Annotated in this window: 16 protein-coding genes and 4 pseudogenes; 10 read left to right on the top strand and 10 right to left on the bottom strand. The window is 60.6% G+C overall.

Features of this window, described 5'->3' with window-relative positions:
• Positions 1-339: 339 nt before the first annotated feature.
• The 3 genes from C8C99_RS23775 to C8C99_RS23765 all read left to right on the top strand — a co-directional run bounded on the left by C8C99_RS23775 (position 340) and on the right by C8C99_RS23765 (position 3,157).
• The gene (locus tag C8C99_RS23775; protein WP_199226554.1) at positions 340-708 is read left to right on the top strand and encodes a hypothetical protein; all 369 of its coding nucleotides are present in this window, start codon (positions 340-342) and stop codon (positions 706-708) included.
• 759 nt (positions 709-1,467) lie between these two features.
• Positions 1,468-1,713: a hypothetical protein gene (locus tag C8C99_RS23770; protein WP_146186050.1), complete on the top strand. Its 246-nt coding sequence runs from the start codon at positions 1,468-1,470 to the stop codon at positions 1,711-1,713.
• Between the two features lie 472 nt (positions 1,714-2,185).
• Entirely contained in the window at positions 2,186-3,157 is a 972-nt protein-coding gene (locus C8C99_RS23765) for a hypothetical protein (RefSeq protein ID WP_146186049.1), read from the top strand.
• A 157-nt stretch (positions 3,158-3,314) separates the two neighbouring features.
• On the opposite strand, the gene C8C99_RS24295 is transcribed toward C8C99_RS23765, so the two are convergent.
• From C8C99_RS24295 to C8C99_RS23745, 5 genes are read right to left on the bottom strand one after another with little or no spacing between them, the layout of a single operon-like run.
• Positions 3,315-3,653, bottom strand: a complete 339-nt coding sequence (locus tag C8C99_RS24295) for a hypothetical protein (RefSeq protein ID WP_233247483.1) — start codon at positions 3,651-3,653, stop codon at positions 3,315-3,317.
• Between the two features lie 30 nt (positions 3,654-3,683).
• Positions 3,684-3,845 carry a hypothetical protein gene (locus C8C99_RS24290; protein WP_231940643.1) on the bottom strand — a complete coding sequence of 54 codons (162 nt, stop codon included), beginning with the start codon at positions 3,843-3,845 and terminating at the stop codon, positions 3,684-3,686.
• 16 nt (positions 3,846-3,861) lie between these two features.
• Entirely contained in the window at positions 3,862-4,440 is a 579-nt protein-coding gene (locus tag C8C99_RS23755) for an RES family NAD+ phosphorylase (protein ID WP_108627431.1), read from the bottom strand.
• Between the two features lie 13 nt (positions 4,441-4,453).
• Positions 4,454-4,924: a hypothetical protein gene (locus tag C8C99_RS23750; protein WP_060985853.1), complete on the bottom strand. Its 471-nt coding sequence runs from the start codon at positions 4,922-4,924 to the stop codon at positions 4,454-4,456.
• Between the two features lie 23 nt (positions 4,925-4,947).
• Positions 4,948-5,352, bottom strand: coding sequence for a hypothetical protein (locus tag C8C99_RS23745; RefSeq protein WP_146186048.1), 405 nt, complete (start codon positions 5,350-5,352; stop codon positions 4,948-4,950).
• A gap of 413 nt (positions 5,353-5,765) precedes the next feature.
• Between C8C99_RS23745 and C8C99_RS23740 the strand changes: the two genes are divergently transcribed.
• A complete protein-coding gene (locus tag C8C99_RS23740; protein ID WP_108627429.1) occupies positions 5,766-6,737 on the top strand; it encodes an IS481 family transposase in 972 nt (323 codons plus the stop codon).
• Here C8C99_RS23740 and C8C99_RS23735 read toward each other — a convergent pair.
• The 5 genes and pseudogenes from C8C99_RS23735 to C8C99_RS23715 form a co-directional block, all read right to left on the bottom strand.
• A pseudogene (locus C8C99_RS23735) lies at positions 6,734-7,213 on the bottom strand (IS3 family transposase); the annotation flags it as partial. The gene C8C99_RS23740 and the pseudogene C8C99_RS23735 overlap by 4 nt on opposite strands.
• Positions 7,214-7,220: 7 nt before the next feature.
• A complete protein-coding gene (locus C8C99_RS23730) occupies positions 7,221-8,204 on the bottom strand; it encodes an IS110 family transposase (protein ID WP_108627428.1) in 984 nt (327 codons plus the stop codon).
• A 222-nt stretch (positions 8,205-8,426) separates the two neighbouring features.
• A pseudogene (locus C8C99_RS23725) lies at positions 8,427-8,768 on the bottom strand (IS3 family transposase); the annotation flags it as partial.
• Positions 8,769-8,771: 3 nt separating this feature from the next.
• Positions 8,772-9,137, bottom strand: a pseudogene (locus C8C99_RS23720) (IS3 family transposase); the annotation flags it as partial.
• Between the two features lie 162 nt (positions 9,138-9,299).
• Positions 9,300-10,659 (bottom strand): IS3 family transposase gene (locus C8C99_RS23715; protein ID WP_369867863.1). Its coding sequence is split into 2 segments (ribosomal slippage): positions 9,300-10,191 and positions 10,190-10,659, totalling 1,362 coding nucleotides; the frame shifts between segments, so codons are not numbered across the junction.
• A 57-nt stretch (positions 10,660-10,716) separates the two neighbouring features.
• Here C8C99_RS23715 and C8C99_RS23710 point away from each other — a divergent pair.
• The 6 genes and pseudogenes from C8C99_RS23710 to C8C99_RS23685 form a co-directional block, all read left to right on the top strand.
• Positions 10,717-10,909 (top strand): annotated as a pseudogene (locus C8C99_RS23710) (IS481 family transposase); the annotation flags it as partial.
• Positions 10,910-11,458: 549 nt separating this feature from the next.
• Positions 11,459-12,247, top strand: coding sequence for an enoyl-CoA hydratase/isomerase family protein (locus C8C99_RS23705; protein ID WP_108627426.1), 789 nt, complete (start codon positions 11,459-11,461; stop codon positions 12,245-12,247).
• Between the two features lie 13 nt (positions 12,248-12,260).
• Positions 12,261-13,445, top strand: a complete 1,185-nt coding sequence (locus C8C99_RS23700) for a CaiB/BaiF CoA-transferase family protein (RefSeq protein WP_158274196.1) — start codon at positions 12,261-12,263, stop codon at positions 13,443-13,445.
• Between the two features lie 50 nt (positions 13,446-13,495).
• On the top strand, positions 13,496-14,278 hold the full coding sequence (locus tag C8C99_RS23695) for an enoyl-CoA hydratase-related protein (protein ID WP_108627423.1): 783 nt from the start codon (positions 13,496-13,498) through the stop codon (positions 14,276-14,278).
• 53 nt (positions 14,279-14,331) lie between these two features.
• Positions 14,332-15,489, top strand: coding sequence for an acyl-CoA dehydrogenase family protein (locus tag C8C99_RS23690; protein ID WP_108627421.1), 1,158 nt, complete (start codon positions 14,332-14,334; stop codon positions 15,487-15,489).
• Positions 15,490-15,500: 11 nt separating this feature from the next.
• Positions 15,501-16,676 (top strand): CaiB/BaiF CoA-transferase family protein, encoded by a 1,176-nt coding sequence (locus C8C99_RS23685; RefSeq protein WP_199226557.1) that lies wholly within the window; start codon positions 15,501-15,503, stop codon positions 16,674-16,676.
• Position 16,677 lies beyond the last annotated feature (1 nt).

Genomic DNA, 16,677 nt, shown 5'->3' with positions numbered 1-16,677 from the left:
GAGCGGAGGGGGTTGGGTCTCTTTATGATCCATTATTTGCCGTTCCATCCTAATAGGATGAATCCACTAGGTCAAAGAGCCGCTGGAACAGCTGATCTTGCAGTCCGCATAAAGAGGGGTGTGAATTCATCCTATTAGGATCAAGAGGCGTAAAATGATGAAAACGTCGTTTTGTCCGAGCAATTCGTTGAAGTGAGTCATTAGTCACTCTGTACTGCTACGAGACCGTCCGACGCCAGGCGTACTTGCTGCGACTACGCTGCGGTTGACCTGCGACAAGAATTGCACGTAATTGCATTAAGTGTCTAATGGAGTGCGATTAATTGTGAAGTTTATGTAATGAAGGTGGGAGCGCAAGCGGGAACTTTTATTTCCGAAGAGCACGGAGCAAAAGTGAGTGTCGAAACGATCGGAAATGCAATTCACTCCGGCAAGGAAAGCATCTTGCTCATGGGTGAGCGTGTCGAACTTGCTCCTTTCCTCAAGAAGGCAAGTGAAACTCTTTCCTCTGTCGCAGCCACTTCGATTCAAAAGGCTCTCCGCGTGGAAACTATGTCTCCTGACGTTATTGTTCTGGTCGGCGGTGGATCTTCCTTCTTCCAGCAGGCAATTCAGGAGGCATTCCCGCGCCTGAAAGTGGTATCGCCTAAAAATCCTGTGCTTTCGAATGCGCGTGGATTTTGGCTGCTCGGCGGTGCTTCTGTATGAGCGGCAAAAGCCTGAAAGTCGTTGTCGAAATTAACGAGGCATACCCGCTTTTGCATAGTGCTTTTGCGCGGATTCCGGCTAATGTCAGATCAGAACGGCTTAGGGCTTTGGCAATGATCGGTATGTACCTTGAAAGCGGATCAGAAACTTTCAGGGGCATTCCGGTAAACATGGGGGTTGTTGACGGGCAGCTCGAACCGATCCAGTTCGCAGTGTTTATTGGCGAAACACAACCAAAGTTGCTAGATCAGTTGAGCAGTATTTCTAAGCGCGCTAGAGCCGAACGTTTGAGGATATTGGCACTTCTGGCGCTCTATTCAGAGACGGGGAAACTCGTAGTAGACGGGAGTAAGCCAGCAATACAAGCATCTATGGCGGCGGAGCCTAGATCTCAGATTTCGTCGGACAGCCCACGCTCAAGACAACCTGCGCTACCGACGAATGCAACTGACGTGGAGTCTCTTCCGAAGCCTGTTGACCCGGTAAAGGAGATTGTAGGTAGTCCAAGCAGTACCGAGTTGACTCCGGTTGCATCGTCCACGACCGACGCTAGTAACAGGGTTGGCAAAGGCGTTCGAAGCTTTGCACGTTCTTTGGGTTAATTGAATGAATGAAGATCTGAAAAACACTCAGTCCGCAAGTCTTGGCTCTTGGACTGTGGGCATACCCCCAGAGGGAGTCCGAGTCGCCATGGCTTGCCGTAAGTGGTGCGGTATTCACAATGAGCGGTATGTGGAGGTCATTGCCCACGACCCTTCGATGTACCTTGATTCCCTCGGCCTGGAAATGATGATGAAGCCATCGGTTACCGTCATTTATGGCAGTGTTTTCACTCAGGGGAATACCACCTGCATCCTCAATGAACACGGAATGCCAGTAGGCGCATATCCCAATTCCATTTTGGCCTGGACCAGAGTGCCTGAGGATTTATTGCAGAACCTGCAAGCTGCGGTCTTGACTGACCTGGCCGTGGGACTCGCCAGCAAGCGCGCCAAGTCGTCGTAGGCAGGCCTGTTTCTGCGGAGCGCGTATGCGTCAAGAGTTTGTTCGTGGAAAACGCCGGTACATCCTGAGCCTGGATGTTGATCTGTTCGATGCCTGTGTAATCAACCGCCATTGGTACGGCGAGACAAATCGCCGTCATGGGCGCAGACAGGAACTATTCACGGACCTGGATCTGGCCAAGGTCAGATTCACCGCAGTACAGGCATACCTTTTGAAAAGGGGCTACGAGTATCCACCGACAGTTGTTTTGAGTGAAGTGCGCGGGTAGGATGAGCGTTCTGATCCTTTGATCGGGTTTTGCGAAGAACAGCGCTCTCACATTACGCTCGATTCTTTGCTAAAGGGCTGACCGGTGGTCAGCCCTTAGTTTTTGGACGGGCAATGTGAACGACTTCACCGAACTGGACGCCAGCGGTGGCCAGTTGAGCACGCTCCGGGCTAAGCTCGCCACTTCCCTTTACCGTCCATCCCAATGAAGCTTCTTGTCCTCTTGCCTTTGGTGTCGGCCGCAACTTTGGCGCTGACCGGTTGCGGTGAAACGACCGTCGAAGACGTGCGCAAAGCCTACGGCGCCATGAGCGATGAAAAGCTGCAGGCCGAGGCCCTGCACCAGCGGGTAGAGTGCCGCGCGGCGACACAGGATTCGGACAAGCCAGGATCTCCGTGCAGCCGCGCGAACCTTGCGGAGGAGATGGCTGAATCCCGTGGGTGGTGCTGGGGGCCCTATGCCGCCGCCAACTCGGACAAGTCTTGGCTGCGCTGCGCCGATGACGTGACGAAATCGGCGCAGGCCAAGGCAACCTGGTTCGCCGCGACCCAAAGCGGCTCCTGCCGTGAGTCCAGCCTGATCGAGGCCATCAGCAAGGTGCTGGAACATGAGGGTCCGTGGAACGTAAAGACCTCGTTTTCGAAGGAGGGGTTCTTCGACGTGTCCAGCCAGCTCAAGGACGGTACCAGCTACAAGGTGCGGCTGTACCCTGGCTGCGGTTCGGCCCAGATGGTCTACATCGCCAAGCCTGGTGATGAGGGTGGCGTGTCGGTCGCAGCTCCGCTGGGGATGTCGCCCAGAGATGCTGGCGATCTCTATGGCTTCGATGTCCGCAACTGCAGTGCCTATTCGTTTGGAGGCGGTATCGGGTGTGGCATGGGCTACCAGGCCGGCATGCAGCCGCCGATCCGCTTGAGCGACGGCTTCATTCCCTGCTCAGTGGATCGGCCCGTGCAATTCGACTTCCAGCCGCGCCGGGGCATGGTGGGTGTCACCTGCAGCGTCACGGCCGAGGACATGTCTGCGTTCGAGCAGCGGATGGCAGGTGCCTTTGGGGAGCAGCAGCGGGCGTCAGATGGAAGCCGCCGATGGCAGCTCGGTGGCTACACGGTCGGCAGTGTGGAGGTGGTCGTTTTGGGAAAGACGCTGCGGCGTGTGTCCGTCTACCAGGACTGACCTTTTCGCTCGGGTGATCCTGTCGTGGGTTCGGGCGACAGGAATCTCCTTTCCGCCCAGATTTCCCATCCGTTAGGTGTTTCTTGTCGTGGCCCATGCACCCTGAGGGGGTGATCCAGCATCCCATCGGCTCGTCCACGGCCCCGGATGACGGTGGCTATGGAACCAGCTCAGCGCACGCGCGCTCGCATGAAGCTTCGGCCTCGCTTTCGCTGATTCCGAACGCCTCGAACATGGCGTTGCCGCGCTGGAACAGGTCAGCCATCTGGGCAGCAAGCTCATGGCGGTCAAGAAACTCGGTCCCTGTACTGCTCCCCCGGCGATGGATCTTGACCTTGCACAGCAGTGCCAACAGCAAATGGATCGCCCCTACATGCCTGTGCAGGAACCACATCCAGTGGGGCCACTCTCGAGCGAGTCCGGCAAAGAAGGCGCGCACCTCGGGGATTTCCGCCAGTTCACGGTGGTCAGAGTCGTAACCCAGCACCTGAATCACCAGGCACTCTTGGTAGCGAAGGGCCGTCTCTCAGGACTCGGCGATTGCGTGCAGGCGCTCCAGCGCGCTCGCGATGTTTCCGGTTTCAATCTCGCGCTTGGAGATCTCCAGCACCAGCAGCGCGTCACCCTGGAAGGCGGCAAGGCCATCGGCATCGGTTCGCACTACTGATGGACGCGGGGTCATGGGCATGGGTTGCACTCCTGATTCACGAGACGATGGCTACTTGAGAGCCCAGAGCTGCGCGCAGAACACTGAGGTGGAGGCGATCACTGCCGGGTTGCACGAGCGGTGTGCTTGATACCTTGGTCATGCTGGCCACGCCGCGTTCGAACAGGCAGATGCAGGAATGGTAGGGGTGCTGCGCGGATGCGTACATGACCCCATGAGCACCGGCCTTCCGGGCGTCGGCGGCAAAGGCTTGTGTGGCCTCGTAACGCAGGGATTGCAGCACAGGGTAGTTCTCCTCCAGCCCGCGCAGATCGACAAGGCGCATCCCTGCTGCCGTGCGAAAGGCTACCAGTGAGCGTTGCCGGAGTTGATCCAGGGTGTAGCTGCGCGTGTCCCGCCGAAAAAGCGCCTCGTAGCACGAGGTCTGCTCGCTATCGGCGAGGTAGGCAGTGGGCTCGTCGGACAGATCGAAACGGCCAGTGGGAATGCCGAAGGGCGGGAGGATGAACCCGCGCGTTCGCACGCTGTCTTTGCGCCAGCTGGTGCGCTGGATGCGGTGCCAGATTTGGCGGTCAGGAAGTTCAATGAATGGCGGATTGAGGTCTGTCAGGTTCATGAGGCGAGGTCATTCAGTGAGCCTCAGCCGTTGCCAATGCCAGGATGTGTTTCGCTGGGACGCCCTGCTCAAGTGCGGCGCGCGGTGTCTGGCCGTCGAGGGCCGATGCCGGCGTCTCCAGGAAGGTGAGCACCTGCCAGCCATCGGACGCGCCAAGGGCCGATGCCAAGGGCTGCAGGATGGGCCACAGGTTGGGTTCGAACTGCCAGCGCGGCAACTTGAACCCCCGGCGCAGGTGGGAAACCCCGATGCAGCGGCGCGACTTGATCCAGGCGTTGATGGTCACCCGGCTGGCGCCTGCCAGCAGTGCAGCGTCGTCGGTCGTGATCATGTCGTCGGCTTCCATGCGCTCGCGGCGGTACTGCGCACCCGAGCGCAAGACAGCGGCAGACTGGGCCGCTGTCGCGTAGGGATCAGGAGACGCCTGCGAGAGGTCTGGGGCATTGCGGTGGGCAAACGGTGAGGAAATGGACAGGGTGTTCATGGGGATTTCAAACCGTGGTGCGCTTATGGCGCGTTGCGCAGGTTGGGCTTTGCCGCCGAGAAGAAGCCAGAAGTAGATCCGTCGCGAAGGTCTGTGTTGTTGCGGCGCCGTGACCTCAGGCGCGCGCCACCGCCCATCTTCGGGAAGCGGACCTCCAGGCGTTCGTGGCTATACCACTGCGAGACGCGACTCGACAGGGTGCTCATCGGGTAGGAAAACGGGTGCCATGTGCAAGACCGCCGTATCGTCTGATGCACGGCCAGGAACGCTTTCATCATGGCCTGAGCAATCAACTGCGGTTCAAAGGGCACAAGGTCGCCACTACGGCGAATGATCGCGTAGTGATCGAACGCGGCGGGTGCGCTCGGCCCACATGGGCCATCTATCCAAGCAAGCATCTCGTTCTCCTGTGGTCGCGTGGCGGACATGGCTCGTCCTGACCGTGGCTTCCAGAGAGGAATGTACATCGCTGCCGCAAATTTCGCAAGATTGGATAGTTACGTTACTTTGTATAGCTTTGATCGTTTCGTTAAGTTCGGTAATTTTTCGACGGTTTGAAATTGTTTTGCATTTAACATCTGATCTGCCTTAAACTCCGTTAACGTCTAGCAAATAATGCATGAAAATAGAGGGGGCATCACGTTCATTTTTTTGTTGTTCCTATTTTTTAGCAAAGTTGTAGACAAACTTTGTCCGGAAATTTGGGCTTAAATCGCCCCGTATTCCCTAGATGTCGTATCCCGGACGATTGCATAGACTCCAAACGCTATCCGCTCTTCATGGCGCGAGCCGTCTTGCAAGAGTTGATAGAGTCGTTGCAACCGAGTCTGGGAGTAAAGCCATGCTGATAGCCCTGCACAAGAACGCCCGCACCACGCCTGCCGTGCGTGCCGAGATAGCCGCCAGCGACGAGACCGCCAGTGTGCTGGCCCAGCGTTTCGGCATCACCGAGCAGACGGTCTACAAGTGGAAGAAGCGCGAGGTCTTTGGGGATCGCTCGCACACGGCCCACCGCCTGCAGACCGTTCTGACACCTGCACAAGAGATCGTGGTGCTCCACCTGCGGCGTACCTTGCTGCTGCCCCTGGATGACCTGCTGGCCGTCACGCGGGAGTTCCTGAGCCCAGATGTCTCTCGCTCTGGCCTGGACCGATGCCTGCGCCGCCATGGGACGGGCAATCTCAACGAGCTCAAGCCCCGCGAGCCCGTGGCGGCCCACAAGGCTTTCAAGAGCTATGAGCCAGGCTATGTGCACGTGGATGTGAAGTACCTGCCCCAGATGCAGGACGAAAGCAGCCGGCGCTACCTGTTCGTGGCCATCGACCGGGCCACGCGATGGGTGTTCGTACAACTCAAGGCCAACAAGATAGCGGCCAGCGCACAGGCCTTCCTAAGGGCACTGCACAAGGCCTGCCCGATCAAGATCAGCAAGCTGCTGAAGGACAACGGCAAGGAGTTCACGGACCGCCTGTTTGCCAGCCGTGAGCGTCAGCCCACTGGCAACCATGAATTTGATCAGCTGTGCCAGGAACTGGGCATCGAGCATCGGCTGACCCAACCCCGGACGCCAAGAACCAACGGCATGGTGGAGCGCTTCAGCGGGCGCATCACCGATGTTCTGAAGACCCACCGCTTCAACGGCCGAGAGGATATGGAGCAGACTTTGCTGCGCTACGTGGCCTTGTACAACCACCAGTTGCACCAGTCAGCGCTGGGCAGCAAGACGCCTATGCAGGCGATAAAGAACTGGTACCAGCAGCACCCGGATCTGTTTCACAAGCGGCCATATGGTCGTCCGGGATGCGACACCTAGACACTTTTGAGCCGTTGGAAATGGCGTTTTTCGAACTCTACCGGTGAAGTATCTCCGGCAGTGCCGTGGCGTCGCTTAGGGTTGTAAAACATCTCGATGTAGTTGAAGACATCGGCTCTGGCTTGATCGCGGGTTGGGTAGATTTGGCGACGGATTCGCTCTCGTTTCAAAAGTTGAAAGAAGCTTTCGGCCACGGCGTTGTCATGGCAATTGCCCCGACGGCTCATGCTGCAAACCAGGTTGTGAGCGCGCAGGAAGTCTTGCCATGCATGCCCAGTGAACTGACTGCCCTGATCAGAGTGGACGGTGACAGCAGCTTTGGGTTGTCGGCGCCACAATGCCATCAGCAGCGCGTTGAGCACTATCTCAGTGTCGATGCGGTGCCCCATGGACCAGCCGATCACCTGCCTGGAGAACAGGTCGATGACGGCGCTCAGGTACAACCAGCCTTCATGGGTGCGGATGTAGATACCGTCTTGAATGTCAAGATGATCTGGCCTCCGGCGGCACATAGTCGTGATCGGATTTGAGGACACCATAGCAAAGATGCACGAGCTTGCGCATGCACGCTCCGAGCGCCGACATCTTGGTCTTCCCCTGCGCGCAGAGTCTGTCGTACAAGTCTTTGATGTCCGGATTAATCTTCTTCGCGACGACCGCCGCCATGTAGAGAGACGCGCGCACCTTTGGGTTGCCTGCTTTAGACAGGCGGGAGCGACCTCTGACACTGCTGCCTGATTCGCACTTGATCGGTACGAGGCCAAGGAACGCCGCCGCTTCCTTGGCGCTGACGAAGTCGTTGGCGCCAAGGATGGCAGCCATGCGCTTTGCGGTCTTCTCACCAACGGCGGGAATCGTGCGCAGTCGCGTGATGCTCTGGCTCAGCCCTTCGTTGGCGACGATGTGTGAGTCGATCGTCTTGCGCATCGCCTTGCACTGACCGCGCAGGAACTCGATGCAGGCATCGATGGAAGCCATTACACAATCTGCCGAGCCCCGGACTGCCGCTTGCTCCCGCCGATTCTGCTCGCGCCGAAGGTCAGCTTCGAGGCAATCAAGTCGCAACAGCATCGCGCTGAATTCCTGCAACTGAGGCTTCGTCGGGCGCCACTGTCTGGGCTCAGCGAGTCGCGCGTACTGTGCCAGTAGCAGTGCATCGATAAGATCGGTTTTGCTGAGTGTTCCCAATCCTCTGGCCAGCGCGCGAACCTGCGCCGGATTCACGACCGAGACGACTAGGCCGGCGCAATGGAGTCGGGTCGCTGCGAGCTCGTGGTATGCCGCGGTCGCCTCCATGACGAAGCGGCGTGGCTGATCGACAGCAACCGCGCGTGCCCAGCCTATGAGCTCAATGACGCCCTGGGTGTCGTTTGTGAAGGTACGCGCGCGCTTGACGCGCTGGCCTTGCTCATCGACCACGGCGCAGTCCAACTTGTCGCGGGATACATCAATTCCAAAGTAAAGCATGTCGGGCCTCCGGGTTGTAGCGCGCCATGCCCTTCGGGCCGATCTACCTTGTCAATGCAGGCTCATCGCACACGGCGAGGCCTTTGCTACCGTCCGATCTCGGATTGGCGCGAAGGTGAGGCGGGGCGCGACATCTACATCCCAGGCTTGAGGCCTCACGTAATGTCCGTGCTGTCCCCGCCTCGTGCGGCGAACGCTATTCGCCACACCCCCAAGATACAAGGTGATGTCGGTCACCCATGACTGATTGGGCTCGCTGACATTGAACTGGCGCTGCAGATGGTTTGGTGCCACCACCGCTGGCTTGGCGCCACGCGGGCCAGGTCGGCGTCGATAGCCAGTCTGTGAACGCAGGCCTTCAAGCTTGAGCAATCGGGCCACGCGGTGCTTGCCGCAGCGCTCTCCCAGGTCGAGCATGTCCATCGTGAGCTTGCGATAGCCATAGACGCCACCACTCTCCAGCCACGCGTGCTTGAGCAAGCCCAACAAGCGTTAATCGTCCTTGCCACGAGAACTCACCGGATCGCACTTCCAGGCGTAGTAGCCGCTGGGGTGCACGGTCAGCTAGCCCTGCCAGGTCGAGACATACGTGAAGTCGCTGACCCACAACTGGTTGGGCCTCTGTGCCCGGAACTGCCGGTTTCCCCGGTTCAGCGGGCACGCAGCCTTGGCGTCACCGATGGTGGTGCGTACGACTTTGCCACGCATCACTCCGCGCAGTCCCATGCTGCGCATCAGTCGCTCGACAGTACAGCGAGCTACGGTCACGCCTTCGCGCGCCAGTTGCCGCCACACCTTGTCGGCGCCGTAGACCTGCATGTTGGTCTGCCAGACGCGTTGAATCTGCGGCATCAGCAACTCGTCGCGCTTGGCACGGGCGCAGCGCTTGTGGGGCTGGCGTAGCAGCGCGGCATGACGTCGATACGCCGACGGGCAACGGGTACTCCCCGCGCTGCTCCTGCACCATCCTCACCGCGCGCTCACGCACCACGGGCGAGAACTTGTTCGTCTTCTTCATGGCTCAATCCTCTCAGAGTGTTGAGCCTCCTCAAACTGAACTGACCCCCAGAAGTTGGACGGTCACCATTCCGCCGATTAGGCGGTGCTTCTCAATCGGTATTCCACCGGACTGAGCCCCTGCAGCCGGAGGTTGATGCGCTCGTGGTTGTAGTAGTGGACGTAATCATGCACGCCTGCTTCGAGCGCATCAATGCTATCGGGCCTTTCGAGACGGAAGTACTCGGCTTTCAGGGTGCCGAAGAAGCTTTCAATCGCCGCGTTGTCGAAGCAGTTGCCCTTGCGACTCATGCTTTGCTCGACTCCGCGTCGCACGAGCATCGCTCGGTAGGGCTGCATCTTGTAGTGCCAACCTTGGTCGGAATGCACGATCAGGCCTGCGACGCAGTTGGTCCGCGAGAGCGCGGCCTCAAGCATGCTGGAAACCATCTCGAAGACCGGCCGCCTTGCCATGCGGTACGCGACGATCTCGCCGTTGTACAGGTCCATGCAGGCCGACAGGTAGAGCATTTGGCCGCTTACATTGAACTCGGTGACATCGGTCGCCCATTTCTGGTTTGGGGCGGTCGCGCAGAAGTCGCGCTGCAGAACGTTGGGTACGTGCGCATCGCTCGTGCCCGGGACATGCCAGGAGCGCTTCTTCGCCCGGATCAACGCACGTAGCCCCATCTTTTGCATCAGACGCTGCACGCACTTGTGGTTGACCGGTTCCGCCACCCCATTGCACAACGCGGCCGTGATCCGTCTGTAGCCGTAGCGTCCTTTGTGCTCGTCATAGACAGTGCGGATCCTGGCCTCCAAGGCGCTTTGCTGGTCGGCGCGCTGGCTCGCCTGGCATTGGTAGTAGAACGTGCTGCGTGGCAGGCCTGCGACCTGCAACAGGTATGCCAATTTATGGTGATGCCTCAACCCGGCAATCAGATGCGCTTTGTCGGCGCAGCTGATCTCTTCGACCGAATCAAGGCCTGCAATTTTTTTTGGTACACGCGACCTCCGCGCGTAGTCGTTCGTTCTCTTCTCGCAGGGTTTTCTCCGCATCAGCAACGACCGTGCTCGACGGTGCGGCAGAGCGTCGTTTTGGCTTCATCTTGGGTTGTTCTTCATTCCCGCGCTCGCGCGCCTGCAGGCGGCCTTGATCGAGAGTGCGCCGCCAGACCACGACTTGGTTTGGATTGCGGATGTCATAGATCGCCGCGACCTGGCGGCTGGAGAGCTGTTCGCGATCCCGATGGGACAGTACCTGCAGTTTGAACTGCGCACTGTACGTGCTGCCCTTGGGGCGCAATCCGTCTATGCCGTGCAGGCGGTAGTGGCTCACCCAAGTGCGTACCTTCTCCTCGGGAACCGACCACCGCCGAGCCAAAAGCTTCGCGCCGCCTTCGCCAGCCAAGAAGCTTTGGACCACTTCCAGCTTGAACTCCGTTTTGTACTTCTTCATGTAACCCCTTGAAGTTTGTCCAACTTCTGGGGGTCAGTTCAACCCGGGGCGATTCAGTGCCAGGAGCTGGGCATAGAGCACCGGCTGACCAAGCCCAGGACCCAGACCCCAAGAATCGACGGCATGGTGGAGCGGTTCAATGGCCGCATAGCCGCCAATGAAGGCCATGTCGGAGTGGTACCAAGAGCACCCGGATCTGTTTCACAAGCGGCCATATGATCGTCCGAGATGTGACAACTATGAAACTTGAGGTCGTCGCGGCAGAGCGAATGGCTGGGGGGCGGATGTCGGAAAAGACTGCGCGTGAGCAGTTCGCGGCGACGAAATTAGGGATGGAGGTGGAGTTGACGCAGTACCGGACGCGGCTGGGGAGTGCCGACGCTTCGCTGGCCTAGGCCATGGCTTAGCTGGGGGAGGCAAAGGGCTTGAACAGAGCTCTGGCCAAGATCGTTGAGGATTTGCAGGAGCGGTTGAGGTTCATGACTACAGAAGTTGCCAAGCGATCGGTTTCGAGCAACCCCCCTTCTGCGTGGAAATCAACAGCCACGCTGCGTTGCGCGCCGATGCTGGTCGAAGATGGAGATTCTGACCGAAGTTGGACGCTGCCAGTCGGGTGGCTTATTGCGCGAACGCCCTGGCGCAGAATGCATAGACCGAGCGGATCGATGAATCCCGTCCGGAGGTGGATTCGCAGATCGGCTCTAACTAACAACCGTTCTGTTAAAATACATTAAAAGCACAAATCCGGGCTGCCTCTACGCCCCTGTTTGCCGTCCACTTCACTTGAAGGAAGACTCTCATGTCCGTCGTTGCCCCAATTCTGTTTGCAGTGGATGCCGACGGCATCTGCACCCTGACGCTGAACCGGCCGGAGCAGCTCAACGCCTTCGATCTCGAGATGGTGGATGCCTGGCGCGCGGCGCTCGAGCAGGCCGAGGCCGATGACCGCGTCAAGGTCGTCGTCGTCACCGGTGCCGGGCGCGCGTTTTGTGCCGGCGGTGATTTCGAGGAAATGGCCCGGTTCAGCGAAATGGACAGCATGGGCCGCAAGGACTTTCTGTACCGGCACGTGCACCGCATCGCGCTCACCCTGGAGCGGATGGAAAAACCGGTCATTGCCGCCGTCAACGGCGCGGCGCGCGGTGCGGGCTGCGACATGGCGCTGATGTGCGACATCCGCCTGATGGCGAGTTCGGCCACGCTGGCCGAGAGCTACATCAACATCGGGCTGATGGCCGGCGATGCCGGGGCCTGGTTCCTGCCACGATTGATCGGCACGGCGCGCGCGCTGGAGCTGTTCTGGACGGGGCGCGTGGTGGAGGCGCAAGAAGCCGAGCGCATCGGCATGGTCAACCGCGTGGTGCCCGACGCCGAACTGATGGCGGCCACTTACGAGATGGCGCGCACCATTGCCTCCAAGCCGCAGCAGGCGGTGCGCTTCTTTCGCCGCGCGGTTTACCAAAGCCAGACCATGGCGCTCGCCACGCACCTGGACATGGTGTCCTCGCACATGGCGGTGCTCGAAGACACGCCCGAGCATCGCGCCGGCATCGCAGCCTTCCGCGCCCGCTCGCGCGCCAGCAAGTAAAAAAGGCTGCGCCGTGCAAGGCGTTCTGAGTGGCATCACCGTCATCGATCTGTCCCGCCTGATTGCCGGACCCTACGCGGCCATGGTGCTGGCCGACCTGGGCGCGCGCGTCATCAAGGTCGAAGCCATGATGGGTGAGGAAGGGCGGCATTTTGGCCCGCCGTTTTATGGCGACTCCAGTGCCGCCTTCATGGCCTGCAACCGGGGCAAGGAGTCGATTGCGCTGGACATACGCACGCCGGCCGGGCGCGCGGTGCTGGAGCGGCTGATTTCAAAAGCCCAGGTGCTGGTGCACAATTTTCGCCCCGACTTTGCCGAGGCCCATGCGCTGAACTACGACGCGGTGCGGCGCATCAACCCGACGCTGGTGTATTACATGGTCAGCGCCTTCGGTGAGCAGAGCTACTACCGGCTCAGGCCCTCGGTCGACAGCGTGGTGCAGGGCATGACGGGGGCCTTTTATGCCAGTGGCGAGGCCGGGGACCCACCGGTTCGCATTGGCTTGCCGGTCATTGATGTGGCGTCCGGCATGTGCGGCGCTTTGGGCGTGCTGGCCGCGGTGATGCACCGGCAGCAGACCGGCCTGGGGCAGCGCGTGGAGCTGTCGCTGGTGGACACCATGTTCAATTTCATGGCGAGCAAGGTGGGGGAATATGCGCTTGAAAAGCGCGAGCCGATTCGCTCGGTGAACCTGCCGATTGCCGTGCCGAGCCGGCACTTTCGCGGCTCCGACGGTGCCTGGTTCAGCATGTCGGTGGTCAATGAAGCGGCGTTCAAGCGGTTTTGTGGTGTCATCGAGCGGCCCGAGTGGCTCACCGATCCGCGTTACCAGCGCAACGCCGCGCGCATTGCCAACCGGCCGGCGCTGCTGGCTGAACTGGAGTCGATTTTCAACACCCGTCCGGCAGCCACCTGGGTGGCAGATTTCGAGGACGCCGATATTCCCTGCGGCCCGGTGAACACGGTGTCTCAGGCCATGGCCGACCCGGTGCTGGCCGCCCGCTTTGTCGAACATCCGGAGCTGCCGGGCCTGCCGCTGATCCCCTTTCCAGCGCAGCTCGCTGCGGGCATGCGCCGACCCGACGCCATGCCGCCACCGCCCAAGCTGGGCGAGCACAGCCGTCACATTCTCGGGGAGCTGGGTTACGGCCCGGCCGAGGTGGATCAACTCGTGAAGAACGGCGTGGTGGCACCCTAATTGAACCATCGTCATCAGTGGATCCCCAAACTTTTACAGGAGCGCCAGACATGTCGGGCCAGGAAGTCATTTACGAAGTCAAGGATTTCGTCGCCACCATCACCATCAACCGACCGAAGACGCTCAATGCCTTCACCGGTGACACGATCAAGGACATGGAGCGGCGGCTGGCCCAGGCCGGCAACGATCCGAAGGTCGGCGTGATCGTGCTGACCGGCACCGGCGAGCGCGCCTTTTGCGTCGGCGGCGATGTCAACTGGGAAAAGGGCGAAGGCGGCAAGAGCGGCCTGCAGGACCTGGAGTTCAATTTCAACCGCCAGATCGCCGAATGCCCCAAGCCGGTGATCGCGCGGGTCAACGGCTATGCCATTGGCGCCGGCCACCACATCGCCTATTTTTGTGACTTCACGATTGCCGCTGAGCACGCGATCTTCGGTCAGAACGGGCCCCGCGTCGGCTCGCCGGCAGGCGGGTACATCGTCGCGCACGCGGCCAACGTACTGGGCCACAAGCGGGCGCGCGAGCTGTGGATGCTGTGCCGCCGCTACAACGCGCAGCAAGCCTTGGACTGGGGTCTGGCCAACGCGGTGGTGCCGATGACTCAGCTCGACGCGGAGGTGCAGAAGTATTGCGACGAACTGCTGTCGCTGTCGCCGACCTGCCTGAAGATTGTCAAGCGCTCGTTCTACCACCACATGGCGCCGATCATGGGCCGGGACATGAACGACCTGATCCAGGAAGTGGCGCCCAACTATTTCAACACCGGCGAGCAACAGGAAGGGGCCAGCGCCTTTCTTGAAAAACGCAAGCCCGATTTCAGCAAATTCCGTTGAAGGATATGCGCACTCCAGCCGGCGCTGCTCGGCTGGATCTCTAGAGATTGAACATGACGAACCAAGAACGCCATCCCGAGTTGCGCCAGGCACTGCGCGATCTCTTCAAACGCTTCCCCGATGAGTATTTCCGCAAGATCGATGACGCCCGTGCTTACCCCGAGGCGTGTGTCGACGCGCTGACCCGGGCCGGCTGGCTGGCTGTGATGATTCCGCAGGAATACGGCGGTGCCGGTTTGGGTCTGGCCGAAGCCTCGGTGGTGATGGAAGAAGTCAACCGCTGCGGCGGCAACGCCGGCGCCTGCCACGGCCAGATGTATAACATGGGCACCTTGCTGCGCCACGGCTCGGAAGCACAAAAGCGCCTCTACTTGCCCAGCATCGCCAGCGGCGATCTACGTCTGCAGTCCATGGGCGTGACCGAGCCGACCACGGGCACCGACACCACCAAGATCAAGACCACCGCCGTCAAGCGGGGCGACCGCTATGTGGTCAATGGCCAGAAAGTCTGGATCTCGCGCATCCAGCACTCCGACCTGATGATTTTGCTGGCGCGCACCACCCCGCTGGCCGAGGTCAAGCGCAAATCCGAAGGCATGTCGATCTTCATCGTTGACCTGCACCAGGCCATTGGCCAGGGCATGACGGTGAACCCGATCCGCAACATGGTCAACCACGAGACCAATGAGCTGTTTTTCGACAACCTCGAAATCCCGGCCGAGAACCTGATCGGTGAGGAGGGCAAAGGTTTCAAGTACATCCTGGATGGCCTCAACGCCGAGCGCACCCTGATTGCCGCCGAGTGCATCGGCGACGCCCGCTGGTTCGTCGAGCGCAGCGCCCGCTACGCCCGCGAGCGCCGCGTGTTTGACCGCCAGATCGGGCAGAACCAGGGCGTGCAGTTTCCGCTGGCCGAAGCCCACATCGAGACCGAAGCCGCCGACCTGATGCGCTGGCGTGCCTGCGAACTGTTCGACGCCCACCAACCCTGCGGGGCGGAGGCCAATATGGCCAAGTACCTGGCAGCCAAAGCCTCCTGGGAGGCGGCCAACACCGCTATTCAGACGCATGGCGGTTTTGGCTTTGCCTGCGAATTTGACGTGGAGCGCAAGTTCCGCGAAACCCGGCTTTACCAGGTGGCACCGATCTCCACCAACCTGATCCTGAGCTACGTAGCCGAGCACGTGCTTGGGCTGCCACGTTCATTCTGAAAGCAATGACCATGCGCCCATTGGAAGGAATGTTGATCGTCACACTGGAGCACGCGATTGCCGCGCCGTTCTGCACCCGTCAGCTCGCGGACCTCGGCGCGCGGGTCATCAAGGTCGAGCGCCCGGGTGAAGGCGACTTCGCCCGCGCTTACGACACCCGGGCCCACGGCCTGGCCTCGCACTTCGTCTGGTGCAACCGCTCCAAGGAAAGCCTGACGCTCGACCTCAAGCATCCCGGCGCCCGTGCCGTGTTGCAAAAGCTGGTCGAGCGGGCCGACGTGCTGGTGCAGAACCTGGCGCCCGGCGCCGCCGCGCGCATGGGACTGGATCACGCCAGCCTGGCGCTGGTCCATCCGCGCATCGTGGTGTGCGACATTTCGGGCTACGGCGACGGCGGGCCTTACACCGAGAAAAAAGCATACGACCTGCTGATCCAGAGCGAAGCCGGTTTTGTGTCGGTGACGGGCACGCCGGAGCAGCCGTCCAAGGCCGGCCTGTCGATTGCCGACATCGCCGCCGGCATGTACGCCTACAGCAGTATTCTGGCCGCCCTGCTGGAGCGCGGTCGCACCGGTCGTGGCCAGCGGCTCGAAATCTCGATGCTCGAAGCCATGTCCGAATGGATGGGCTTCCCGCTCTACTACACGCTGGACGGCCAGCCGCCGCCGCCGCGCGCTGGTGCCTCGCACGCCGCCATTTACCCCTACGGCCCCTTTACCTGCGGTGACGGCAAGCAGGTAGTGCTGGCGGTGCAGCACGACCGCGAGTGGGCCACTTTCTGCAACCAGGTGCTGCAACTGCCCGATCTGGCCACCCGGTACCTGGGCAACGCCAATCGACTGGCCCAGCGCGAGGCATTGCGCGGCATCATCGAAGGCGTGTGTGCCACCTTGACGGCGGCGCAATTGGTCGAACGGCTCGATGCGGCCCACATCGCCAATGGCCAGCTCAATGAACTGGCTGACCTGTGGAAGCACCCGCAATTGGCGGCGCGCGGGCGCTGGACCGGGATTGACTCGCCCGGCGGCCCGTTGCCGGCGCTGTACCCGCCACACCATCTCAGCCACAGCGAGCCGCCCCCCATGGGGCCGGTGCCCGCCCTGGGAGGGCACACCGAAGCCATCCTCGCCGAACTCGGCTACGGCGCGCCTGACATCGCCCGGCTGCGAGCGGACAAGGCCATCTGAG

It is taken from the genome of Acidovorax sp. 107 (genome assembly GCF_003058055.1).
In the GTDB taxonomy this organism is placed as follows: Bacteria; Pseudomonadota; Gammaproteobacteria; order Burkholderiales; family Burkholderiaceae_C; genus Acidovorax.
The sequence above is the reverse complement of the archived record's forward strand: the minus strand, read 5'-3'. Positions and strand labels throughout refer to the sequence as shown.